This window comes from Paenibacillus sp. FSL R7-0128 (genome assembly GCF_038002245.1).
Classification (GTDB): Bacteria; Bacillota; Bacilli; order Paenibacillales; family Paenibacillaceae; genus Paenibacillus_AQ; species Paenibacillus_AQ silagei.
In genome coordinates, this window is record NZ_JBBOCD010000001.1 from 6,775,166 (window position 1) to 6,799,339 (window position 24,174).

Sequence of the window (24,174 nt, forward strand, 5' to 3'; positions counted from 1 at the left end):
CATTTGCGCATATATTTTCTTGAAATGCTGTGCGTTCCAGAAAGGAGCCTATGTGATGAATCCTGAGCATCCCCGTTCTCCAGGCCAGCCCGTCATTCCCCAGCCCATACGCAGTGACGGTGCAGGCAATATCGACCTGGGTCCACGTGACATCATGCGCGACCGGGAGAATCCCGACATGTTCGTTCCTCCGGTCACGGACAACGGGCTGATCCCGAATCTGAAGTTCTCGTTCTCCGACGCCCACATGCAGCTGAATCATGGCGGCTGGTCCCGTGAGGTGACAGTCAGGGAGCTGCCGGTAGCCACTACGCTTGCGGGCGTAAATATGAGCCTGACGCCGGGCGGCGTACGTGAGCTGCACTGGCATCAGCAGGCAGAATGGTCCTACATGCTGCTGGGCAGCGCAAGGATTACAGCTGTGGACCAGAATGGCCGCAACTTCATCGCCGATGTCGGTCCCGGCGATCTGTGGTATTTCCCTCCAGGCATCCCGCATTCCATTCAGGGTCTGGCTGAGGGATGTGAATTCCTGCTTGTGTTCGACGACGGAGGCTTCTCGGATCTGAACACCCTGTCCATCTCCGACTGGTTCGCCCATACGCCGCGTGAAGTCCTGTCCGCGAATTTCGGCATACCTGAAACCGCCTTCGCCTATCTTCCCAAGGAGCAGGTGTACATCTATCAGGACCAGGTGCCAGGTCCAATTGCGAGCCAGCGGATCGAATCGCCTTACGGGGAGATTCCGCTGAGCTTCAAGCATCGGCTGATGGCCCAGCCGCCGCTCAAGACCCCGGGAGGCAGTGTGCGGATTGTCGACTCCAGCAATTTCCCCGTCTCACGGAATATCGCCGCAGCCCTGGTAGAGATTGAGCCTGGGGCGATGCGGGAGCTGCACTGGCACCCGAACAATGACGAGTGGCAGTATTACCTCAGTGGGCAAGGACGAATGACCGTCTTCGGAGGCAACGGCGATGCGCGCACTTTCAATGTAAGGGCCGGGGATGTCGGCTATGTGCCTTTTGCCCAGGGGCATTATGTTCAGAATACCGGCACAGAGACGCTCTGGTTCCTGGAAATGTTCAAGAGCGACCGGTTCGCCGACGTCTCCCTCAACCAGTGGATGGCGCTCACGCCCCATGAGCTGGTCAGCAGCAATCTGCATGCCGGGCCGGAGCTGATGAACGCCCTGCGCAAGGTGAAATGGCCTGTGGTGAAGTACCCGGAGCAGCAGGAGCAGCCGCAGGGAAAGGAGCATGGGAGCAGAAAGGGTAGCGTTGTTACATTTTTCGCAGCTCCAATCACCCCGGGACACGCCAACAACAAAAAGCGGCCAGACTCACCGTCTGCACCGCTTTTTCTTATATCAAATTTCCAGTATATCACACAATTCTCACAGTACTTAGCTATTCACCGGTCACTTCAAAACGCTTGATCCGCTTAGATTAGAGCCACTTCAGCTCCAAATATAGACCGAGCAACGTGATGAACAGTGTGGGAACCGTCAGGATAATCCCTATTTTGAAATAGGAGCCCCAGGAGATCTTCACACCCTTGCCGGACAGCACATGCAGCCACAGCAGCGTGGCCAGTGAACCAATCGGTGTAATCTTCGGGCCCAGATCCGAACCGATAACATTGGCGTAGATCAGAGCCTCCTTCACCAGACCCGCGGCATGTGCGGTATCAATGGCCAGCGCCCCGATCAGCACGGTCGGCAGATTATTCATCACGGAGGAGAGCAGCGCGGCCAGGAAGCCCATCCCCATAGTGGCTGCGAACAGCCCGTGCTTCGCAATTTCGCTGATCATCTCTGCGAGCACATCCGTCAGTCCCGCATTACGCAGGCCATACACCACTACGTACATGCCAATAGAGAAGAAAACAATCGCCCAAGGCGCCCCCTTAACCACTTCCATCGTCTTCACGTAAGGACTTCTGCGGGCCATCAGCAGGAAACAGATTGCGATCACTCCCGCTACCACGGATACCGGAATGTCCAGGAATTCACTGACAAAATATCCGGCTACCAGAAGCGCGAGTACGAACCAGGATAGCCGGAACATCCGCTGGTCCTTAATGGCATCCCCCGGAAGCTTCATTCCGGCGGTGTCATACTCCTTCGGAATGCTGCGGCGGAAGTAGAGATATAAGACCAGAATGCTTGCTCCAAGCGAGAACAAGGTAGGCAGCCACATGTGTCCTGCATACTGCATGAAGGTGATGCCGAAGAAATCGGCAGAGACAATATTCACCAGATTGCTGACGGTCAGCGGCAGCGAGGTGGTATCGGCAATGAAGCCGCTGGCAATAATAAAAGGAAAGACTTTGCGCTCGTCCAGATTCAGCGCCCGGACCATCGCCAGCACAATCGGCGTCAGAATCAGCGCTGCCCCGTCATTGGCGAACAGCATCGCCACGACTGCACCCAGTACAATCACATAGATGAACATCAGCGTGCCGTTGCCGCGTGCCGCCGCCGCCATATGCAGCGCCGCCCACTCGAAGAAGCCGACACGATCGAGAATTAAGGAAATTAGAATAATCGCTACAAAGGCAAGCGTTGCATTCCATACAATCAGCGTCACATCACGGACATCCCCGAAGCTGACCACTCCTGCCGCAAGCGCGAGAATCGCCCCGCCGCAGGCGGACCAGCCAATTGATAAATTCCGCGGCTGCCAGATCACAAAAACCAAAGTCACAACAAAAATCAGGCAGGCTATCACAACCATAATTCAGCCCCCCATTTGATCTGCAGCATTCCCTGATGCACTCCTTACAGTAGATATAAATATAAGCCAATTTATATATACTAAAGCAGCCTCATCCGAAGTACAAGATAAAAATTGCTGGAAGGTTCACCTGCGCTACGCAAGCCTGTTCAGAGACATTGCCGCCCGACCGGCAGCCGTCTGCTGCAATAATATTTATATGCTTAAGTACTAAGTGTATGTATGAATACATAGGCTGGATTAAGGGGAACGAAGCAGCTTCTTGGAGAGGAGATGCAGGTCCGTAAAGAGCCATCCTTGTTACGGGATTGGAGGTTCGGACTACCATGAGTACAGACCAGCTCATCGCACTGCTCGTTCTTGTTATTATGATTGTACAGCTTGCCGTCAAGAAGGATAAATCCTGAATCCTGAATCCTGAAGACAGCAGGCCGCCGAAGAGGCCGGGGGAACCCGGTCTCTTTGGCTGTTATCCTGTTCAGCAGGTTATTTCATGAAAATACGAATCTGGCGTTCGCCCGTACGCTTCATTACCCGGTATCCGTCTGCCGACGATGTTGCTGCGCCGTTTTGATCCGGGCGGCAGTATCCTCCAGGCACGCAAGTGCCGTCATCGCGGACAAGCAGCTTGCCCACGATTCCGACCGCCACCCATTCCTCCCGCTCTTGGCGGGGAATGTACTCCTGCGCGGCATCCCACTCCGGATTAAGTACCGGTTCTGTCTTCGTTCCTGCTTCGCGTACGACATGACCATATTCATTCCTTACCTCCGGGACCTTCACCTCATGATACAGAATCCGGTCCCAATCATCCGTAGCGAACATGCCCTTCCAGCGCAAATCACTCGAATCCGCAACGATAGCCGGTCTTGCGCTAATGACCCCAACAATGTACTCATCTGCCGAGTTGGCCTTACGAACCCTGTCACTGGCGCTATCGAATGTAACGAAATACCCCGGTTCAATGGATAAGCCGTCCGAAGTCTCGAACATTTCCGCATAATCAGCCGCACCTGGAGACATCAGAGTACCATCCAGATACATGTTCCCCGTAAGTCCTTCAATGACTGCCGAGTTAAAAGTCGGCCCTACGGCCAGCCCATTAGCCAGATGCCACGAATAAGGGAACCGGGTGGACCCGTTCTGTCCCATGATATGGGCACCGGTATGCTCCGCCAGTACAACTGTCGCCTCACCCTCGGCATGCGAATTCGGAGCAAGGGCCTGGGTCTGGAGCCCTTCAGCATGCGAAGCCTGGCCGGAAGCTATCGCATCCGCACCTTCGGCATGCGCATAAGGCGCATTCGCCAGAGTCCCCACCCCCTCGGCATGGGAAAAGGAACCGCTAGCCTGTGTATTAGCCCCTTCCGCATGGCCGGAAGCCCCGCTGGCCAAGGTCTGGAAGCCCTCGGCATGGGAAGCGGTTCCGCTGGCTGTCGTATTCTGTCCTTCCGCATGCGCTCCCACATTGCCGCTCGCTGTTGTTGCTAATCCTTCCGCATGCGCTGAAGTACCGCTGGCTACCGTGTTCTGCCCTTCGGCATGCGAGAAATCGCCAAGGGCAGAAGGTCCGGCGCCCTGTGTGATATCTGTTGTTCCGCCTTCCGCATGGGACGCTAAGCCCATGGCGGTGGTTCCCACCCCTTCGGCATGGGAAGCGGAGCCGCCAGCGAAGTTCGGGGCCGGATTCCCAAGCGGATCTAACCCGCCGCCTTCCACATGGGAAGCCCTCCCGCTGGCAGAATTCCCTTCTCCTTCTGCATGCGCGTTGATTGCCGTCGTCTGAGTTGAAGTATTCAACCCTTCTGTATGGGAGCTGTCCCCCCAGGCTTGGGTGCCGCTCCCTTCGGCATGTGCCACCAGCCCGGCGGCCACCGTCATGGAGCCTTCTGCATGAGAGCTTTCACCTGTAGCATTGGTCAAATAACCCTCGGCATGCGCCGCGACTCCGCTGGCAATACTAGTAGATCCTTCGGCATGTGCCGTATCATTAGTCGCCTGGGTCAGATACCCCTGCGCATGCGATGCGCTTCCGCTGGCAGTCGTAGTATTGCCTTCCGCATGCGAGGTTTCTCCGCTGGCCAGCGTGGTATACCCTTCAGAATGAGCTGCTGTACCGCTTGCCGTCGTACTAAGTCCCTCCGCATGCGCAGCGAAGCCGCTAGCTGTGTTCCCTGACCCGCTTCCCATCCTCATCACCGCTTTCTTCGTATTAACATATAATTATGTCGCCGGACAGGCGGCAGCAACGGCGAATGGGACAGGTGATAAATTACTTTTCACTTTCATTTCACTTACTAAAGTTGAGAAACATTAAAAAGTATAGTAGAATGATGACATGAAGAAAGGGGCGGATGAACATGGCCGATGAGAAGAAGATTATGGAAATAGGAATAAGCACGTTTTTGGAAACTACACCTGACCCGGTGACGGGGGAGACAATCAGCCATGCAGAACGGCTGCGGGAAGCTGTCGAGGAGATTGTGCTCGCTGACCAAGTGGGCCTGGACGTATATGGAATAGGCGAGCATCACCGTAAGGATTATGCAGGGAGTGCCCCGGCTGTAGTCCTCGCCGCAGCGGCAGCGACAACCAAGCGGATCAGACTGACCAGTGCGGTCAGCGTCTTGTCTTCGGATGACCCGGTGCGGGTCTATCAGGCGTTCGCTACGCTGGACGGCCTCTCGAACGGCCGGGCAGAGATTATGGCCGGACGCGGTTCCTTCACTGAGTCCTTCCCGCTGTTCGGTTACAGTCTGGAGGATTACGATGAATTGTTCGAGGAGAATCTGGAGCTGCTGCTGGCGATCCGCGCCTCCGAGAAGGTCACTTGGCGCGGTGGGCACCGTCCGGCTATAAATAATCTGCCGGTCTATCCCCGTGCCGTTCAGGACCCGCTTCCGGTCTGGATCGCCAGCGGCGGCAACCCTGAATCCGCTGTACGGGCTGGAACCCTTGGTCTGCCTATCGCCTTCGCGATTATCGGCGGAATGCCGGAGCGGTTCGCTCCGCTAGTGAACTTGTACAAGGAGGCCGCAGCACGCGCCGGACATAATCCGGACAAACTGCAGATCGCCACACACTCCCACGGCTTCGTAGGTGAAACTAACGACCAGGCTGCGGCCTTATTCTACCCGTCCACCCAGGCACAGATGAATGTCATCGGCCGCGAACGGGGCTGGGGCGGAACCTACAACCGCGCAGCCTTCGATGATGCCCGCAGCTTACGCGGAGCACTTTATGTCGGTGACGCAGAGTATGTCGCCGAGAAGATCATTCTGCTGCGTAAGAATCTCGGCGTGACCCGGTTCTTCTTGCATGTGAATGTCGGCTACATGCCGCACCGCGAGGTCCTGCGTGCCATCGAGCTGCTAGGCACCAAGGTTGCCCCTATCGTGCATGCGGAGTTAGCCCGTACTGAGGGGAAATAAAGTCCGGCTTCACTCTAACCGGGAATATTTTACTCTATCCGGAACAAAATCACCCTGAGGGCTGCGCGCCACTTATCCACAACAGAAGAAAATCATAATTTCCTAAACAACAAGAAAGCCTCAAGCGCCAAACGGTGCTTGAGGTGTTTTTCGTTGAAAACTAAGACTCCACCAACGCTTGAATCACAGGATATGAAACCAGATTCCGGTCCCTGTACGCCGCCGTGATTACATCCTGATGAGAGCTTAGAATCCCATTTTGCAGCAGCACCGCCTTGATTCCCCTTTCGGCAGCCCCGTTATAGGTGAACAGAACGCAATGCTCGGCGGCATAGCCGGAGAGAATCAGCAGATCGATGCCTTGCTCCCGCACAAGCTTTTCCAGATCCGTCTTCCAAAAGGCATTCGAGTATTCCTTCTTCACGTTGAAATCCGTCTCCTGAACCTCAACTCCGGAGAGGATCGCGAACTTCGCTTCCTCAGAGGGCTGCATCCCTTCAATGTCCTGAATATGAATCACGGCATGGCCCTTGGCCCGCAGCAGCCCGGAGACATAATTGATATACTCGCAGGCGCGGTCAATCTCCTTCTGCTCCACCCCGCTGACATGGACCTCTTGCAGATCAATAATTAACAATCCGATTTTCACTCCTGCTTCCCCCTATCCGCTTATCCTTCAACATTACCCGATGCCGGCTGTTCATTCAACCAACCGCATACAAAAAACTGCAGTAGAATGATCCACCGGAATGGACCTTCTCTGCAGTATGGTTTGTCTTCACAGCTATCCTGATCCGGTTATTCTTTGACTCCGCCCAGTGCTACACCTGCGATAATATAACGGGACAGCAGGAAGTAGACTATGAACAGCGGCAATGCGGTCAGCGCCAGCCCCATATAGATAGAGCCGAATTCCGTCTTGTAGATGTCCCCGCGCAATAAGCTGACCATGATAGGCATCGTATATTTCTCCTTCTGAGTAAGGAGGATTAACGGCATGAACAAGTTGTTCCAGTTGGCAACAAAAGCAAAAATGGCTTGTGTCGCAATGGCCGGCATCATCAGCGGCATAATAATCCGGTTGAAGGTTTTGAATTCACCAGATCCGTCAACACGAGCAGCTTCCACGATCTCAATGGATAGTGTAGCGAGCAGGTATTGACGCATGAAGAACACCACTGCAGGCGCTGCAATGGCCGGCAAGATCAGCGGAAGGAAGTTGTTGGTCCAGTGCAGCTTATACATGAATTGATAGAAGCCGATCGCACTGGCTTGGGAAGGAATCATCATCACGCACATAATGAAGGTGAAGAACGCGCCCCGCAGCTTCCAGCTGTAGGTTACCAGTCCGTAAGCAGCCAGTGAGGAGAAGTAGACGGTACAGAGCGTTGCACCGCTGGCAATAATGAAGGAGTTCATGAAGCCTTGCAGTGGATCAAAGCTCTTGTCGAGCAGCACCTTCAGATTGCCCATCATGTGGCTCGAGGGGAGCAAAGAAAGTCCGCTCTGGATCTCCGGTGTAGAGCGTGTAGCGTTCACGAACATAATCCAGAACGGCAAAATGCTGAGTACTGCCAAAGCGATGCAAACCACGTAGATAATCGTCTTGTTGACAGTTTGGGTGACTTTACTGCTTTCCCGATTCTTCTCCATGGATTACACCTCCCTAGCCGCTGCCTGAGCAGCATTTCTGTGTGTTTGTTTTTGGATCTTCTTCAACTTGGCTGCGTCCCGGTCACGCATCACGTAGAACAGAAGGCCGGACAGTACAGCAGAAATCAGGAACATGATCATACTTGCGGCTGCAGCACGGTTATACATGTAGCTGCCCTTGAACGCCTGCCCGTAGATGAACATGGACGTAGTAAGCGTAGAGTCATCCGGTCCGCCCGCCAGGAATAATTGCGGAATATCGAACATGGTCAGACCGCCGACCATTGAGGTAATCAGGGTGAACAGCAGGATGGTACGCAGACTCGGCAGGGTGATCCGGAAGAAGGTCTGGAACCCGTTCGCGCCGTCAATCGCCGCCGACTCGAACAGCGCCGGGTTAATCCCCATTACGCCTGCAATCAGGACGATCATCGTGTTCCCGTACCACATCCAGAACTGGATGAAAGCGATAATGCCGCGGGCTGTCGTCTTATCCTGCAGGAAGAAGATCGGAGAATCACTCCAGCCCAGCATCTGAAACAGGCTGTTGACCGGACCCATAGGATATGCGAACAATGTACTGAACAGCACGGCAATCGTACTTGCAGTGATGATATTCGGCATATAGAGCAAAACCTTGAACAAGCCTTGTCCTTTGACGTTAAGCCGCTTGTTCGTGAACCAGGCGGTCAGCAAAAGCGCAAGGGCCATCTGCGGAATAAAGTTGGTAATCCACAGGAGGAAAGTATTGATCAGGGACTTGCGGAATGAAACATTATCGAACAGGAGATCCTTGAAGTTCTGGAACGGGTTATCAAGGATATGTATAGGCTTCGGAATGAGCCCCTTCATATCCGTGAACCCGATGACTGCTGTATACAGAATCGGGTACAGCGAAAAAATCAGAAAGGCAAGTACAAATGGAAAAGTAAAGATATAGCCGAATTTCGCATAGCTGACATCCTTGCGGCGCATGCTCTCACCTCTTTAGTTGATTATAGGGGCGGGGATAATCCCCCGCCCCCTTCGAATTCCTCTTATTCGCTTTCAATACCCAATTGGTCTTTGACTTGCGACTTGAAGGTTTCGATTGCTTTTTCCTTGGTCTTATTGCCTGCAGTGTACTCACGTACCTGTTCGCGCCAGGCTTTGTTAATCGTTTCGTCGAATTGGGTCAGGTTCTTACCTGAAGCGTTCGCGTTGGCCGGAACGAAGACGTCGAACATGTTCTGTCCGCCGAGCAATGGAACTTCACCATTGGACTTGGACATCACCACAGAGGAAGCTACGCTATCCTTCGTGCCTTGTTCGCCCGCTTTCATCGTACCGTTAGCCCAGTAATACTGGAGGCCCGTCTCGGAACTGTCGAGCGTAACCCATTTAACGAAGTCTGCAACGGCTTGCTTCTTCGCTTCATCCTTGGTTACTTCGGCATTGGCCAAGAGCCAAGTACCGCCCCAGAAGAAGCCAGTAGTCGGTTCAGTTACAGCCCAGTCGCCGTTGGTATCCTTCACCTGACCGTTCATCACGTAGTTGATGAGCCAAGCCGGACCGAAGAATCCGAAGATAGGTTGAGCGCCTGCACCGGACATATCGGCATACCATGCTTCTGTCCAGTCTGTTGTATCGTTATGATAGCCGTTGTCTTTCAGCTTTTTGGAGAGATCCATGAATTCTTCACGCTTCGGATCGATGTGCAGCTTGCCGTCCACGATCCAGCCCTTGTCCGAGCTATTCTCGATCGGGTGCCAGATATCGCCGTCGCCGGATACGATACCATAGCCTTTAGCCTTCAACTTCTTCGCTGCATCGAAGAATTTATCCCAGCCGGGCCCAACCTCTGTTTTGATCTTAGCCGGATCATCGGTTCCGAAGACATCCTTGGCAATGGAGCGGCGATAGATGAAGGCACCGCCTGTAGCCTGGTAACCGAGGCCTTTCAGATGACCGTCAAGGCTGCTGCCGATATCTACAGAATACTGGGCGATGCCAGCATCTTTTACCATTTGATCATCAAGTCCGAGGTCTGCATAATTTGCAGCATAGGTGGATGCATCGCCTTGCGTGTATTTAAGTACAAATGCGGATTCCGCTGCGTAAATATCCGGGGCATCCTTCCCGCCGCCTGCCAGCGCCTGGTCAAGTGCAGGCTGATAAGCACCGTCTGTAGTTGCAATTACCGTAGTTTTGAATTCCACATTCGCATCAGGATGCGCTTCCATATACTTCTTGGTCATGTTTGGAATTTCGTCGGTGAAGCTCCACAGATTGATCGTTACCTTCTCACCGCTACCCGCTTCCGGAGCTTTGGTAGCCTCTGCAGCATTCGATGCGGCCGGAGCCGTTGTCGCGGCTGCGCCGGATGAGCTGGAATCCGAATTCCCGCCGCCGCATCCTGCCAGAGCAGATGACATCACGAGTACTGTTGAGAGCCCCGTTAAAACACGCTTCATACTTTTCATACTTTGCCTCCCCTTTTATATTCATCCTCGGTTTTTTGTAACCGCCTTCATATTATAGTGCTTGTCCTTCTCTCGCATAAGGAACCCCTCATTGGGAAAAATACCACTATTTATGGATTTTGCTCTAAAAAGTACAAAAAAGACGCCAGGGCTATATGCCGAAGCGCCTTAACACATAGGAGAAGAATCAATCGTGATGGATCTCTCTACTCTTCATAATTCTTGCCAGAAGCAGGCCGTCGCTAAAATAGTATGCCTCATTCCTGGCAATGATAGATGGGTATAGGCTGACTGCAATGGTCCAGCCGTTCAAAACGAGGAAAATCAGCGGAAGGAAATAATTGTCTTCGTTGCCGATTCCCATTGTAGTATAAACCAGAATTATTGCAGCAAGCTGGAACAGTACCCCGCCAAGAGCAAATATGGAAGAACGCAGCCTGCTGACCTTGTCACTGCTCCCCATAAGCGTTAACCCGCCGAAGCCATAGCAGAAAATAAATAAAGTTCCGCCAAAAGAGACCTGCCAAAACGGCTTTCGTTCTCCAATGGTTACTAATGGTACAGGATAGCCCACGAGTTTCCCAGCCAAATAATGCCCAAGTTCATGAATCAATGTGACCAGATATTTTAACAATGTCACCATAACCGTAAGGAACACCGTATTCACCACTGACGGCTCCTTAATGGATAACAGGAGAATAAAGACGATAAACAGCATCACATATGCAAATGTCCGATTCAAGCAGAACCCTGCCTTTACGAAATATTTTTCACCATTAACGAATAATTATCTTCATTCATTCTATCTAACTATGGCCTATTGGGGTATAAGTAATTAGTCGCCCGAGCTGAGAATGCTGAAACTTGTCATCATTCCTAACGTAGATTTGAACCATACAGACAAAGAAACACGGGAGAGGAGCTTGTACCTGATGGAGTATTACCGCCGCAATAGTTCAGACACCCTGGAAGAAGTCAACAGTTCCGCAAGCGGGCTTACGTCTGCTGAAGTAGACAACCGGCTGGCCAAGGAAGGCTACAATGAGTTGAAGGGTAAAGCGAAGGACCCGCTATGGAAGCTGTTTCTGGAGAATTTCAAAGATCCTATGGTCATTGTGCTGCTCATCGCGGCTACAGTTCAGATCGTAATGGGACATATTATGGAATCCGTTATCATCTTCGTGGTGCTGATTCTGAATGCTGTAATCAGTGTAGTTCAGACCCGGAAGGCGGAGAGCTCACTGGACGCCCTGCGCAAAATGTCCGCACCCGAAGCCAAGGTCATGCGGGACGGGGCCTTACTGTCGATTCCGGCAAGGGAGCTTGTCCGGGGCGACATCGTCTTCCTGGAAGCTGGCGATTATGTGCCTGCGGATGGACGGATTATTGAATCCGGGAGTCTGCGGATTGATGAGGGCATGCTGACCGGCGAATCCGAAGCCGTCGATAAGCATACCGAACCGATCCTGCAGGAGGCTCCGCTGGGCGACCGGCGCAACATGGCCTTCAGCGGTTCGCTGGTCGTCTATGGCCGGGGAACGCTGGTCATTACAGGAACGGCACTCGGCACCGAGCTCGGGAAGATTGCCGGGCTGATCGAGAGTGCCGAAGCCAAGCAGACGCCCTTGCAGCGCAAGCTGGAGAGCTTCGGCAAAAAGCTGGGGATCGCCGTCCTGTTGCTGTCGGTGCTGATCTTCGGCATTCAGGCCGCACGCGTCTGGCTCTCGAATGACACGGTGGACACCACCGAAGCCATCCTGAATGCCCTGATGTTCGCTGTAGCAGTAGCCGTTGCCGCTATTCCCGAGGCGTTGTCTTCTATCGTGACCATTGTACTCTCCGTGGGCACGAATAAAATGGCCCGGCAGCATGCCATTATCCGTAAGCTGCCTGCTGTAGAGGCACTCGGATCAACGAGCGTCATCTGTACGGACAAGACCGGGACGCTGACCCAGAATAAAATGACGGTTGTCGATTATTTTCTCCCCGGAGGGCCAGAAGAGCAGTTCAAGCTGAAGGCCGATGACTGGTCGGAGGAAGCCCGCAAGCTGCTGCATATTGCCGTGCTCTGCAACGATTCCAACATTAATGAGGAAGGCAAAGAGCTGGGCGACCCGACCGAGGTAGCGCTGATTGCCTTCAGCAACAGCAAAGACAGGGATTACCGCGAGATCCGCGATAACTTCCCGCGCGAGGCCGAGCTGCCGTTCGATTCGGAACGCAAGCTAATGACCACGCTGCATACGTTCGAAGGACAGAAAGCTCTGCTTACCAAAGGCGGCCCGGATGTTCTGTTCAGCAGATGCTCCCATGTCCTGCTGGAGGGCCAGGAGGTTCCGCTGACGGCAGAGGTCCTGGAAAACTTCAATGAAGCGAATGAACAGTTCTCCGGCAGAGCGCTGCGCGTGCTTGCTTATGCCTATAAGAACGTGCCGGACACAGTGACTGAGGTGGGGCTTGACGATGAGCAGGACCTGGTGCTGGTCGGCCTGTCGGCGATGATTGACCCGCCGCGCGAGGCCGTATATGGCTCTATCGCCGAATCGAACAAAGCCGGTATCCGCACAATTATGATTACCGGGGACCACAAGACTACGGCCCAGGCGATCGGCCGCGACATTGGGCTGATGGCAGAGGATGAGATCGCCGTCACCGGCCAGGAGCTGGATGCCATGTCCGATGAGGAGCTGGACAACAGACTGGAGCAGATCGGCGTGTATGCCCGGGTCTCCCCGGAGAACAAGATCCGGATCGTCAGGGCGTGGCAGCGTAAGGGCAAAATCACCGCCATGACCGGGGACGGCGTCAATGATGCCCCGGCACTGAAGCAGGCCGATATTGGGGTTGCGATGGGCAGCGGAACCGATGTCGCCAAGGATTCGGCGGCTATGATCCTAACGGATGATAACTTCGTATCCATCGTCAATGCGGTGGCCGTGGGCCGGACGGTGTTCGATAACATCAAGAAGGCGATCGCCTATCTGTTCGCCGGCAATCTGGGTGCGATTATCGCCATCCTGTTCGCCCTGATCTTCGACTGGATCAATCCGTTCACGGCCATTCAGCTGTTATTCATTAACCTGGCGAACGACTCCCTCCCGGCGATTGCGCTGGGCATGGAAAAGGCCGAGCCGGATGTAATGAGCCGCAAGCCGCGGGACATCAGCGAGGGCATTTTTGCAGGCGGGATGATGCAGGCAGTGATCACCCGCGGTCTGCTGATCGGGATTGCCGTGATTATCTCCCAGTATATCGGGCTGCAGCATTCGGATGAAATGGGGATTGCGATGGCCTTCACCACGCTGATTCTGGCGCGCACCCTGCAGACCTTCGCTGCCCGCTCCAACAGCCAGACCTCTGTGGAGGCCGGCTTCTTCAGCAACAAATATGTAATCGGCGCGGTCTTGATCTGCTTTGCCTTCTACGGCATTGCGGTCCTGCCAGGTGTCAGAGAGATCTTCTCGATCCCTGCCACCTTCGGGATGAACCACTGGCTAACCGCCACCGGACTCGCCCTAGGCGCAGTCATTGTGATGGAGCTGGCGAAGCTGATCCGCCGGCTGCTGCCTGCGAAGCAGGCTGCTTAAGCTAGGCTAAGTTAACGAACCTTAATAACAGCAAGAAGCCTGCACTCCCGGCATGGGGTGCAGGCTTTTTATACTCAATCACTTCTTCAAATGATAAGGCACTGTAGTGACAATCACATCGCTGCGGAACAGCAGACGGGCGCGTATCAGCAGACTCGATTGATTATGAAGGATATTATGCCAGCCTTTCTTTGGAATGAACTGTGGAATAATTACCGTTACCCTATGGTTCAACTCTGCGGCCTTCCAATTCACTTTATCAATAAACTTGGTCAACGGCTGTACAATGCTTCTATAAGGAGTATACAGGGTTACTAACCTTACGTCCGGCTGCCACTTTCTCCACTTCTCCTCGAACACCGCTTCATCTTCCCGCTCGAAGGGCACGTAGACGGCTATAATCTGCTGCGGAGACAGCGACTTGGCATATTCCAGGGAGTTCATCACGACATGAGTGATTCCGGCGACCGGCACGATAATCACATTGCCTTCAATCTTGATCGTTTCCTCACAGGTAGTAATTCTAAGCTGATCCGCAATGGCCTCATAATGCTTATGAATCCGGTGGAACACCAGAAGCAGAATCGGCAGAAAGACAAATACCGGCCATACCTGAGTAAACTTGGTCATGAAGAACATCATCGTCACAACGAAGCTGATTAGAGCGCCAACGGTGTTGATGATGAACTTTTGCACCCAGCCTGCTGGCTTTTCCCGGAGCCATTTCACCATCATTCCGCTCTGCGACAACGTAAAGGGAATGAACACACCTACAGCATATAAAGGAATCAGCTGCTCCGTTTTCCCCTCAAAGACATAAATCAGAACCATGGACAGAACACCCAATATGATAATACCGTTGGAGTAACCCAGCCGGTCTCCCCGCATGGTGAACATTCGCGGAATGAATTTATCCTTGGCAAGGTTCACAGCCAGCAATGGAAAGGCGGAATAGCCGGTATTGGCAGCCAGTATCAGGATTAATGCAGTCGTTCCCTGGATAAAATAGTACATCGCATTCCGGCCAAAGGTTTGCTCGGCAATTTGCGATACCACAGTGACGTCAGCACGGGGAGCAATCCCGTAATAATAGGCTAACACCACAATGCCTGAGAACATCACGGCCAGTAACACTCCCATGGCGATTAAGGTTTTGGAGGCGTTGGACGCTTCCGGGCTTTTGAAATTCGGTATGGCATTGGAGATCGCTTCGACCCCCGTTAACGCAGAGCTCCCGGAAGAAAATGCGCGCAATAATAGAAATAGGCTGATCCCCGCTACCGGAGTACCCAGTGAGGTATGCAGTTCTGCCGGAACGTTACCTGACAAGATGTTGTACAGACCTGTACCAATCAGGATGAATAAGGCCAGGACGAATAAATAGACCGGATAAGCGAGGACGGAGGCAGATTCCGTGACCCCTCTTAAGTTCAAAATCGTGATCAGAAGCACAAAAGCAATGGCAATCACCACTTTATGCTCATGCAGGCTTGGAAACGCTGAGGTGATGGCATCCGTACCCGCCGAAATACTTACAGCCACCGTTAAAATATAGTCAACCAGCAGCGAACCGCCGGCTATTAACCCCGGATACTTGCCCAGGTTCTCCTTGGACACCACATAGGCGCCCCCGCCGTGGGAATAAGCAAAAATAATCTGCCGGTAGGACAGAATGAGTGCGGTCAGCAGGATCAACACACCCAGCGCAATCGGGATCGAATACCAGAAGGCGGCTGCCCCAATCGTAACCAGAACAATCAGAATCTGCTCCGGCCCGTAGGCAACGGATGACAGCGCATCTGAAGACAGTATAGCCAGCGCTTTCTTTTTATTTAACTTTTGCTCTCCCAATTCACTGGACTTTAAGGGCCTGCCAATTAAAAATCGTTTTAAAAATGAAATCACTCGGTTTCACCACTCGCTTATTATTTGTAGGATCTTGTTTGTACCCCATCTGCTCCCATTCTCGGACACAACAAAAAGACCACAGAAGAATGTTCTGTGACCTTCAACATATCATGTCCGGCATTAATATAGCGTTAAGGATTACGCATAGATATTAAGATTGCATTAAGATATTGAGGCTGGCTGATGGACCCATAGCCTCCGCTTGTTCGGCTTCAGGTGTGTCCCAGTCTAGCTTTTGAATAAGTGCTTGAATATCTTCCACGTGCTATCCCTACTTTGCAATAGTCTATTCCCTCTGTTCTTCCACCCAAGTTCCATCCTTATAGATGAAATAACGGGGATTCCCCTCCCGGTCGCGTGCAACAATCTCTCCGGCAGGCCCTTCCCCGCTCTCCTCCATCACTTCAAATGAAGCCTCATCCCCGGCAGGGAGCTTCCGGTATACTTGCTCCAGCCCGTCTTTTCCCGTCTTGCTGCGGACAACGTCACTCTTAACGGCAAAGATCATATTCAAGTCTAAACGGACCTCTCCGCCCAAGACAGGCAACACCCCAAGCACCCTTCGCTGGGAGTCGATGACGTCAAACCCCATTTTCCAAAAATCACTCAGCTTGTGAATCTGATAATCCCCGAGCGAATACACCTGAACGGCTGCCTGTGGAGTGAGTGTGAATTTACGCGGAAGCCCTTGTTCCAGTTGCATTAGCATGGCAAGCTTAAGACTGAGATACAGGACAATAAACACAGCACAGCCCGTACTTAGCACCCGTCTCCTGCCCAACGACACCGGAAGCACAAAACTCATAACCCCCACTAACATAGGCATCCAAACCGTAGGATCACCAAGATAGATCAAGGGCAGAGTATAAGCTTCGCTGGACAGCGGATAGACCAAATGGACCCCATGTCCCAAATAATCCACAAGAATATGCCCCAGCACACTCCCCGCTAGACACAGATATAACTGGGTATACGAATATTTTTTCAGCAGCAGCCTGAACAGGAACACAATCGGAACCATAACCAGCCCCATGACTATAATGGAATGCGACCAAGGAGATACATACCTGTTCCCCAACAGATCCGGCACAATTCCAAGGAACGAGGTCAGTCCGAGCAGAACCACTTTTTCCTTAAAAGAAATCGCCTTGCGCATAAGCACAATCGATACAATAAAACTGCCCGTAAGCAGATGTGTAGCAATATGCATTGCCAATATCATAGACACCTGTAATCCCCCCGCTTTGGTTGTTAAGCTTCACTACTCAGAGCCTGGCAAGTTATAAACAAACGGAGCGGGGAAAAGGTTCATTTGCCTAGTTTATTCTTATATGTTTGTACCGTTATACTCATTCTGTACGGTTAGCTTAACGAAGCCCCTGGACCTTCAACCCCTCTGAAGCATCCAGCGTCACTTCACAGACATCTGTCCTGATCGTTAGCGGATGCGGATAGGCTTCCTCCTGATCAGACATGAACCAGACCCGGCCTTGCTTCACAGCAATAATCAGCCCATGCTCGTCACCGGCAGCAGCGAACTGGTTACTATAGTCCTGCCAAGGAACGATCCCTACCCGGGATAGCTTAAGGAGTGCTTCCTCCACATCGGGTACAGGCAGACCAATCTCACTGACACATAACAGACTGGCCGGAGAAAAGGCTTCATTGGCGGAATTGTTCAAATTGTGCCGGGCAATCAGCTCTACAATGTTACCTGACGGATCATAGAAATAGATGGAATCGGCATTCCAAGACTCGAAGCGCACAACCTCCTGCCCTTCGTCGGGAATGACAGACACCTTAGGAGTAATCCAGCGCAACGCTTCATTGATCTGGTTCTCAGGAATATTAAAGGCAAAATGATATTTCGGCTGTCTGCTTGGGTTAGACTCAGTAAAGGTTAGAGTAGACACTCCCGCTTGTACACTGAAGCAGGCTGAATGTTCCTGGACTACCGTCAGCCCAAGAGTATTCTCATAAAAGTATTTCATTTCTTCTAAGGTATGGGTCCACATCTCTACTTCTTTTATCATCTAGGATCACCTCTGTTTGTGGCATAACAGCCAGATCTTTGCTTCCATGGTATCCATGAAGAGCATTGAAGTCAAACCCGCATCTGCAACTTCTGTGCAGCATCCGCGTCCATAACAATATGGAAAATCTATCTATTCTCTGAAAACAATAGGACAATCGAACATTACAGGAGGTTTCTATATGCGCTATATGGCAGCAATTGTGCTGGCGGCAGCTCTGCTCTCAGGGTGTCAGGGGGCAGACAAGGCCGGTGTGAACGGCTCTTCCCCGTCCCCATCCTCACCCGCAGAAGGGTCACCCACGGCTATGTCAGCCACACCTACCACTTCAGCACCTTCAAGCGAGGAGGAGCCGCTGCTCTATATTGAGCAATTGAAAGTGATCGGCGGCGGTGGACAACTGATACAAGTGAAGTCGAACAGCGATATCGATAAAAAATCATTGGAGCAAGCGATAAAGAATAGTCTGCAGACCAGTGATCCCGAGACTGAATTCCGTTACACGCTGGAATGGGAGTCCCCGCGGTTTTTGCAAATCCGCCTGCATCTCGATGAGGGCAGTGTCTGGTCCGGGACGTTCAATCTGGACGAAGCCGTCACCACAGACGGGCGCAAGTATGCTAGTACAGAGCAGCCGTACCGTAACACGGTAGTGATCAGAGCTGGAGACGGCGAGGGCAGTCTGTTGTTCCAAGGCGTCACCTCCGGTACCCGGCGCGTAGTACCTGCCTGGAACACGGGCTGGATCAAGTCCATTCAGACCCGGGAATCGGTTGCCGCTTCCTATCTGTTCTACGGACAGGAGAAGCATCATCTGGTGCACGCCCTGACAGGCGAGGCGCTGGAGATTCCGGTTTTTGCTCAGGAGAAGGATGCCTACGGCAATGACTATGGTTACCATGAGATGTATTCTGACCGCTTCTATGGGGACTTTACTTATATGATCTCAGGCAATAAGACGCTGTATCGGGTAGACCTGAAGGGCTTCACCCGTACGAAGCTTCATGTATTCAGCAAGCCGGTCTACGGCATGTCCTCCTCGCCTGACGGCAAGCGCATAGCTGTATTAACTGCTCATGACGAATACATTGGACCTGGGGCGGACCTGACGGTGCTGGATCAGAAGGGGAAAATACTGCATTCGCAGCAGAACGCCGCCTTCATCTCCCATAGTGACGGCTTCCTGTTCGTCTATTCTCTGACTTGGGAGGACGATTCAAATCTGATCCTTCCCGCAGACAGAGGTGAGCATAACCCGCTTGGACAAGTCCGTTACAACACCGGAAGCGGAACGTCCACGGTGATGCAGGATCAGCGGATCACGGACCAGCTAAAGAAGGATCTCGCAGAGCATGAGCGTCAGCCGCATAATGACCTGTTGCTATCCGGGCTGAATTGGTCACCCGACAACCGATTCGCAGCCTTCAAATCCGGCACAGGCGCCATTCAGGTGTACGACACACGGGAGCGGACCTTTACGTTTGTATCCGCAGGCACATTGCTGGGCTGGATGCCGGACGGAACGCTGGCCTGGGCGGATATTAAGGATCATGTGTATACCTTTTGAGTAAAAGTGACGGACATTGAGATCATATCCTATATCTAGTTCCGCAAAAAGCCTGCAATCCCGGTATGGGGTTGCAGGCTTTTTAGCAGAAAAGAAACCTGAATCGCAACAGCGAACGCTACTTCTTTATGCTCCACTTTCCTATCTAAAACTGGTCTGTTATAAATTTTTGTGTAATGAAGTGAGAATAATGAATGGTATTTTGCATCTTAGAAGTAGAACAGCAGGAAAGGAGGATTACAAATGAATGACAGGGAACAGGAGCTTAGCATAATCCAGGATATTTTAAGAGGAAATAAGGCCTCCTACACTTTCCTGGTAGACAAATACAAAAACAAGATTTATGGCCTACTTTTAAAAATGGGTGCCTCTTCTGAAGATGCAAAAGATATGACACAGGAGGCCTTTATAACAGCTTATCGGAAGCTGGGAAGTCATCGCACAGACCGAAGTTTTGCAGGATGGATTTATACCATTTCGATTCATATCTTCCAGAATAGATACAGAGGAAAAAAGCACCAGGTTCATCTAGAAATCACAAACGATCTCTTAAGCTCGTTACCTGATCCGGAAAGTGAAGCTATACATCAGGAGAATAGAAAAGAGCTCTCCGTTCTAGTCAACAAGCTTCCAAGCAAATACAGATTAATGATACTACTGAGATATACAAATGACCTGACTTATGAAGAAATGGAGCAAATTACAGGGTACAGTATTAATCAAATCAGAAACGGATTGCATCGGGCTAAAAAAAGACTTCATAAATTACTCATAAAGGAAGGGGTGAACTTAAATGAAATGTTGGAGCATTGCGGAGATGGAAGAGTATCTCATTAGGGGGCACCTGGATGAGTTGGAGAAGCATATTGAAAACTGCCCGGGTTGTTTGGCTCGTTATAATCAGCTCCTGCAAGAACAATCTGAATTCTCTGATGCCCTATTCCCGGAAGTATTGCCTTCTTCATTCACAAACAAAATCATGGATGAAATACAAGAAACCGTAATAGAACCTGTTGGAGATCCAGTGCAAACGAATCTCCCTTCTAAAAATTCTCCTCACCGGACACATAGAACCTTACAACGATGGACGGCTGTTGCGACGATTCTTATATTGTGTGGATCCTTAGTATTTGCAAGTCCATCTATAGCGGAATTCGTTCGATCCATGTTTTCATCTAACGCCTCGTTAGACCCTGGACTGCTACAATCCAGAGAATTAGGGCTGATTCAAGATCCAGGAATAAATGTTAGTAATCACGGTTACAGAATTCAGGTAAATGAAGTTTCAGCAGATGCGGTCAGACTCACCATAGCGTTGAAGATCACTGACCGTTTTGGACAACCGATTAAAGACGGATTTGATCCAGAGAAACTTATCGTTAAAGATGAGCAAGGAAATGAAGTCGGCTTAGGGAGTGGGATTGCAGGATATGCTGGTGGTGTATATGTTTATAAATATACTTATAAAGGGGAACTTACTTCATCAACAATTATTGTAGAAAGCCATATTGATCAGATCAAAGAAACCAAAGGGAACTGGAAATTTTCTTTTCCTGTGGATTTGACTATAGCAGCTTCTCTGACTACTGTAGATGAGTTGAACGAGCGTTATGTTACCCCAGAAGGCCTGACGATTCAAATGGACAGACTGACCCGTACCCCGAGCGGAGTTAAATTGGAGCTTACAACAACACTAAGCCAACAATTAAGAAATAAAGTTCCGTCTGATATGGAAGAAAAGCAGAAGCTGATGTTTCACTTTGAAGATGAACAAGGAAAAATAATATCACAAGTTAATGGACTGGGTTCTTTTAATATGTTGGTGGGAGATATATCAGAGCGTACTGAAAAAGGGGTTCATTGGGCTTATACCTTTATTGATCTGCCTTATGATACACAACACATAAAGATGGTTTTAGATGGATACTCCCTACCCGAGAAGAGCGAGGGTTCCATAGTCATTTATCCATCAAAGCTAAGCAAAGAAAATGCCGTATTTAATAATTCTGGTGATATAGTAAGGTTCAAATCCTTTAAAATCACTCAGGACCCTGATCAACAAGCAGCAATAGCGGCTGGAGTTATCGAGAATCAAGAACCAAAATCGGCGGGAGTTTTCGAAATTAAGGGTGCCTATGTAAATACGGGCAATCCTGATATTGATAAGTGGCAAGCCATTGATGATAAAGGCAATAATTATCCTGTAGAATTTCGAGGGAGCACGAGTCTAGAAGAGAAAGAACAAGATGGAATTTTCATCGTTAAAGGGTTAAACAGTATACCAATGAGATTAACTTTACTTCGAAGTATTGTTGATCGATATTATTCAGATGTTCAATGGTCTTTTGACCTTCCAAGAGGCAAACCAATCCCCGGATTGAAAAACAACGAAACCAAATAATTGGCAGTAATGAGAAAACTACATTTTGACACTAATATTGATTTATTCTGAGAAGGAACAACGCAGAGTTGTTGATTACAACTCTGCGTTCTCGATTATCCATTTATCCGTTTCTCAACCTTCAGCGCCAGTGTTAATGCGCCCTCGGTTTACACATCAGCCAACCTATACCTTTTAACTATACTTCTCCCCAAAAAATCTCAGTCTCATATTCAAATGGAACCACACCGCCCTGATTATGCCTGTCAAATATATTCTGCAGCTCTGTCATCATCGGATTGTAATTCGGATGTCCGGGAACAGGGCTATAGGAGGAGGATAACAGCCGGCCGCTCAGACCCTCGAAATCGAACTCCTGAGTCATTTCAAACTGGCTTTTATGCATCGTATTCTCTTTAAAAAAAGAGACAAGCATCGCCTGAGAAATGTTTTTATGATTCACTTGTTCATAGTCGGTTCCGTAGGTGTGAAGCAGTTGATCGTACTCTTCACGAAATGAAGTACCGTTTGTAAGCCGGGAATTCCATATGAGTATGACTTTCCCGCCAGGCTGTAGTATTCTGCGGAACTCCGTTTGCGCGGCTTGCCGGTCAAACCAGTGAAATGCCTGCGCACAGACAATAAACTCAACCGACCGATCCGGTAACCCGGTAGCTTCCGCAGACCCTGATCTACTCTGGAAGCTCGGGTTTCTGTTGAGCCTTTGCTCTGCGGCTTCACGCATGCCCTGATTGGGCTCGACCGCGATGACCTCGCTGCCGCGTTCCAGAAGCAGCTTGGACAGGCTCCCTGTGCCTGAACCGATATCTGCTATTTTACTGTTCGGGCGCAGACCAATATTGTCGTACAAATAATCAATAGCCTTTTGTGGATAGCTTGGGCGGTACTTCAAATAGGAATCGACCCGGTTCGAAAACCTTTCATCACTGTTCATCGCTGTTCACTCTCCTATTTTGTTTTCTTCGGAAAACCGTATACGAATAGTATCACACCAATTAACGTAAGGATTGGGACAAAGATATTATCGAAGAAGCCTGCGATATGAGTATTAGGCTGGACATCGTACATTTGCGCTTGGTATAACGCAGAAATTTCATAATTTCGAGCGATCAATGTACCTACACGTTCGATCGTGTAGATTAATGCGGCCGTAATCAGAAAGGCTGCCCCTAGTTTTCTGTATAAGTCGTTGCCCATGGAATATTATTGCCTCCTCTACCCTTGATCGATTAATTTAGTTACGGTTTCACCACTCCGCCCGGAAGCTCGGAAGCCGGCGGCCAGACGATGGTTCCGCTGCGGTTCATGTACCCTCTGATTTCCTCGCGAGTATCTGGAACCAGCAGGGTGATTTCTGCCAGTTCGCCTTTAAAATCAGCGGCCCAATAGAGTTGCGGCTTAACCACGAAGCGTCCGGAGGTATTAATATAGCCGTACCTCTGCCCCGGGCTTGCCGGTGCCAGACCACCCTTGAACAAACCTCCAGCCGTGAATCCCTGAATGACCTTGGCGCCCTTCTTATTAATATAGAAGGTGGCTCCATTGCGCTCGACGAACGCCAGACCTTCCGAGAACGGCTGGGCCATGCTGAACTGCGGCTTAATCAGGTAATTGCCTGTTTTGTCGATGTATCCGTATTTGCCGTTCACATACACAACTGCCGCCCCGCCGGAGAACGGTGTGGCGTAATCATACCTTGGGGTGATGCGAAGCTTGCCGGTGGTGTCGATATAGCCGTATTTGCCGCCAACGGCAAGTGTAACGGCCGCCATGCCTTCCGAGAAATCAGAAGTAAAGCTATATCTGTAAGGAACGATAAGCTTGCCCTTCGTGTTAATGTAACCCGAGGCTTTACCCATATTGACCCGGGCCAGACCTTCGGAGAAATTAAATGCCCGGACATAGATTGGCTGTATGGCCACCTTGCCTTGGCTATCGATATACCCGTACCGGGTCGCCGTGGCCCCGCCGGCGAGTTGAACCTTCGCTGTATACAGCGCGCGGTCATTATACAGAATACCGGCATCTCTCAGCTTATATTCGAACAGCTTCGTACCGGCCGAACTGAAATAATATTGCTTTTTGGCTGCATGGTCCTCGACATACACCGTCCCTCCGGGCATTCCTGAGTAACCATAACTATCATACACCGCTTCAATAACCACCTTGCCCTTGCCGTTGATGAAGCCGTATTTCCCGTTCACTTCAACCGGATATAATTGATCTGCTGTCTTGGCCTGCACAGTACCAGCACCGGCAGCCTGGGCCTTGTCCTGCGCTGGACCCGCTACGCCTGCACTGAACACCATCGTCGTCATTAGTAGGGTTAAAGCCAGTTTCTTTAACACTTGCGGTTCACACTCCTTTGAGACTATTTTCCATTCTTTATGTATAGAC

19 protein-coding genes are annotated in these 24,174 nt (G+C 51.0%); 6 read left to right on the top strand and 13 right to left on the bottom strand.

Annotated elements, in window-relative coordinates:
• Nucleotides 1–55: 55 nt before the first annotated feature.
• Nucleotides 56–1,435: an oxalate decarboxylase family bicupin gene (locus NST26_RS28665; RefSeq protein WP_340980420.1), complete on the top strand. Its 1,380-nt coding sequence runs from the start codon at nt 56–58 to the stop codon at nt 1,433–1,435.
• Nucleotides 1,436–1,445: 10 nt separating this feature from the next.
• Here the strand turns inward: NST26_RS28665 and NST26_RS28670 are convergent, their stop codons facing one another.
• Both NST26_RS28670 and NST26_RS28675 read right to left on the bottom strand, forming a co-directional pair.
• Nucleotides 1,446–2,735, bottom strand: a complete 1,290-nt coding sequence (locus NST26_RS28670; protein ID WP_340957885.1) for an arsenic transporter — start codon at nt 2,733–2,735, stop codon at nt 1,446–1,448.
• A 486-nt stretch (nt 2,736–3,221) separates the two neighbouring features.
• Nucleotides 3,222–4,925 carry a peptidase G2 autoproteolytic cleavage domain-containing protein gene (locus NST26_RS28675; protein ID WP_340957884.1) on the bottom strand — a complete coding sequence of 568 codons (1,704 nt, stop codon included), beginning with the start codon at nt 4,923–4,925 and terminating at the stop codon, nt 3,222–3,224.
• Nucleotides 4,926–5,095: 170 nt separating this feature from the next.
• On the opposite strand from NST26_RS28675, the gene NST26_RS28680 reads away from it, so the two are divergent.
• On the top strand, nt 5,096–6,166 hold the full coding sequence (locus tag NST26_RS28680; RefSeq protein ID WP_340980421.1) for an LLM class flavin-dependent oxidoreductase: 1,071 nt from the start codon (nt 5,096–5,098) through the stop codon (nt 6,164–6,166).
• A gap of 160 nt (nt 6,167–6,326) precedes the next feature.
• Here the strand turns inward: NST26_RS28680 and NST26_RS28685 are convergent, their stop codons facing one another.
• The 5 genes from NST26_RS28685 to NST26_RS28705 all read right to left on the bottom strand — a co-directional run bounded on the left by NST26_RS28685 (nt 6,327) and on the right by NST26_RS28705 (nt 10,948).
• Entirely contained in the window at nt 6,327–6,815 is a 489-nt protein-coding gene (locus tag NST26_RS28685; protein ID WP_076081778.1) for a cysteine hydrolase family protein, read from the bottom strand.
• A gap of 149 nt (nt 6,816–6,964) precedes the next feature.
• A complete protein-coding gene (locus NST26_RS28690) occupies nt 6,965–7,819 on the bottom strand; it encodes a carbohydrate ABC transporter permease (protein WP_340937860.1) in 855 nt (284 codons plus the stop codon).
• A gap of 3 nt (nt 7,820–7,822) precedes the next feature.
• Nucleotides 7,823–8,794, bottom strand: a complete 972-nt coding sequence (locus tag NST26_RS28695; protein WP_036730473.1) for a carbohydrate ABC transporter permease — start codon at nt 8,792–8,794, stop codon at nt 7,823–7,825.
• A gap of 62 nt (nt 8,795–8,856) precedes the next feature.
• Nucleotides 8,857–10,281: an ABC transporter substrate-binding protein gene (locus NST26_RS28700; protein ID WP_036730475.1), complete on the bottom strand. Its 1,425-nt coding sequence runs from the start codon at nt 10,279–10,281 to the stop codon at nt 8,857–8,859.
• A 187-nt stretch (nt 10,282–10,468) separates the two neighbouring features.
• Complete coding sequence (locus NST26_RS28705) at nt 10,469–10,948, bottom strand: site-2 protease family protein (RefSeq protein ID WP_340980423.1); 480 nt, start codon at nt 10,946–10,948, stop codon at nt 10,469–10,471.
• Between the two features lie 265 nt (nt 10,949–11,213).
• On the opposite strand from NST26_RS28705, the gene NST26_RS28710 reads away from it, so the two are divergent.
• Nucleotides 11,214–13,868 carry a cation-translocating P-type ATPase gene (locus tag NST26_RS28710; RefSeq protein ID WP_339314990.1) on the top strand — a complete coding sequence of 885 codons (2,655 nt, stop codon included), beginning with the start codon at nt 11,214–11,216 and terminating at the stop codon, nt 13,866–13,868.
• Between the two features lie 78 nt (nt 13,869–13,946).
• Here the strand turns inward: NST26_RS28710 and NST26_RS28715 are convergent, their stop codons facing one another.
• The 3 genes from NST26_RS28715 to NST26_RS28725 all read right to left on the bottom strand — a co-directional run bounded on the left by NST26_RS28715 (nt 13,947) and on the right by NST26_RS28725 (nt 17,809).
• Nucleotides 13,947–15,773, bottom strand: a complete 1,827-nt coding sequence (locus tag NST26_RS28715) for an APC family permease (RefSeq protein WP_036730481.1) — start codon at nt 15,771–15,773, stop codon at nt 13,947–13,949.
• Nucleotides 15,774–16,062: 289 nt separating this feature from the next.
• Nucleotides 16,063–16,998, bottom strand: coding sequence for a metal-dependent hydrolase (locus tag NST26_RS28720; protein WP_339314992.1), 936 nt, complete (start codon nt 16,996–16,998; stop codon nt 16,063–16,065).
• Nucleotides 16,999–17,143: 145 nt separating this feature from the next.
• Nucleotides 17,144–17,809: a VOC family protein gene (locus tag NST26_RS28725; RefSeq protein WP_339311671.1), complete on the bottom strand. Its 666-nt coding sequence runs from the start codon at nt 17,807–17,809 to the stop codon at nt 17,144–17,146.
• Nucleotides 17,810–17,990: 181 nt separating this feature from the next.
• Between NST26_RS28725 and NST26_RS28730 the strand changes: the two genes are divergently transcribed.
• The 3 genes from NST26_RS28730 to NST26_RS28740 all read left to right on the top strand — a co-directional run bounded on the left by NST26_RS28730 (nt 17,991) and on the right by NST26_RS28740 (nt 21,777).
• Nucleotides 17,991–19,376 (top strand): hypothetical protein, encoded by a 1,386-nt coding sequence (locus NST26_RS28730; protein WP_340980424.1) that lies wholly within the window; start codon nt 17,991–17,993, stop codon nt 19,374–19,376.
• A gap of 243 nt (nt 19,377–19,619) precedes the next feature.
• The gene (locus NST26_RS28735; RefSeq protein WP_339311674.1) at nt 19,620–20,213 is read left to right on the top strand and encodes an RNA polymerase sigma factor; all 594 of its coding nucleotides are present in this window, start codon (nt 19,620–19,622) and stop codon (nt 20,211–20,213) included.
• A complete protein-coding gene (locus NST26_RS28740) occupies nt 20,194–21,777 on the top strand; it encodes a DUF4179 domain-containing protein (protein WP_340980425.1) in 1,584 nt (527 codons plus the stop codon). Before NST26_RS28735 ends, NST26_RS28740 begins: the two co-directional genes overlap by 20 nt.
• Before the next feature lie 178 nt (nt 21,778–21,955).
• Here the strand turns inward: NST26_RS28740 and NST26_RS28745 are convergent, their stop codons facing one another.
• The 3 genes from NST26_RS28745 to NST26_RS28755 are packed head-to-tail and all read right to left on the bottom strand — an operon-like array spanning nt 21,956 to nt 24,125.
• On the bottom strand, nt 21,956–22,711 hold the full coding sequence (locus NST26_RS28745) for a class I SAM-dependent methyltransferase (protein WP_340980427.1): 756 nt from the start codon (nt 22,709–22,711) through the stop codon (nt 21,956–21,958).
• Between the two features lie 14 nt (nt 22,712–22,725).
• Complete coding sequence (locus NST26_RS28750) at nt 22,726–22,974, bottom strand: hypothetical protein (RefSeq protein WP_340980429.1); 249 nt, start codon at nt 22,972–22,974, stop codon at nt 22,726–22,728.
• Between the two features lie 41 nt (nt 22,975–23,015).
• On the bottom strand, nt 23,016–24,125 hold the full coding sequence (locus NST26_RS28755; protein ID WP_340980430.1) for a WG repeat-containing protein: 1,110 nt from the start codon (nt 24,123–24,125) through the stop codon (nt 23,016–23,018).
• Nucleotides 24,126–24,174 lie beyond the last annotated feature (49 nt).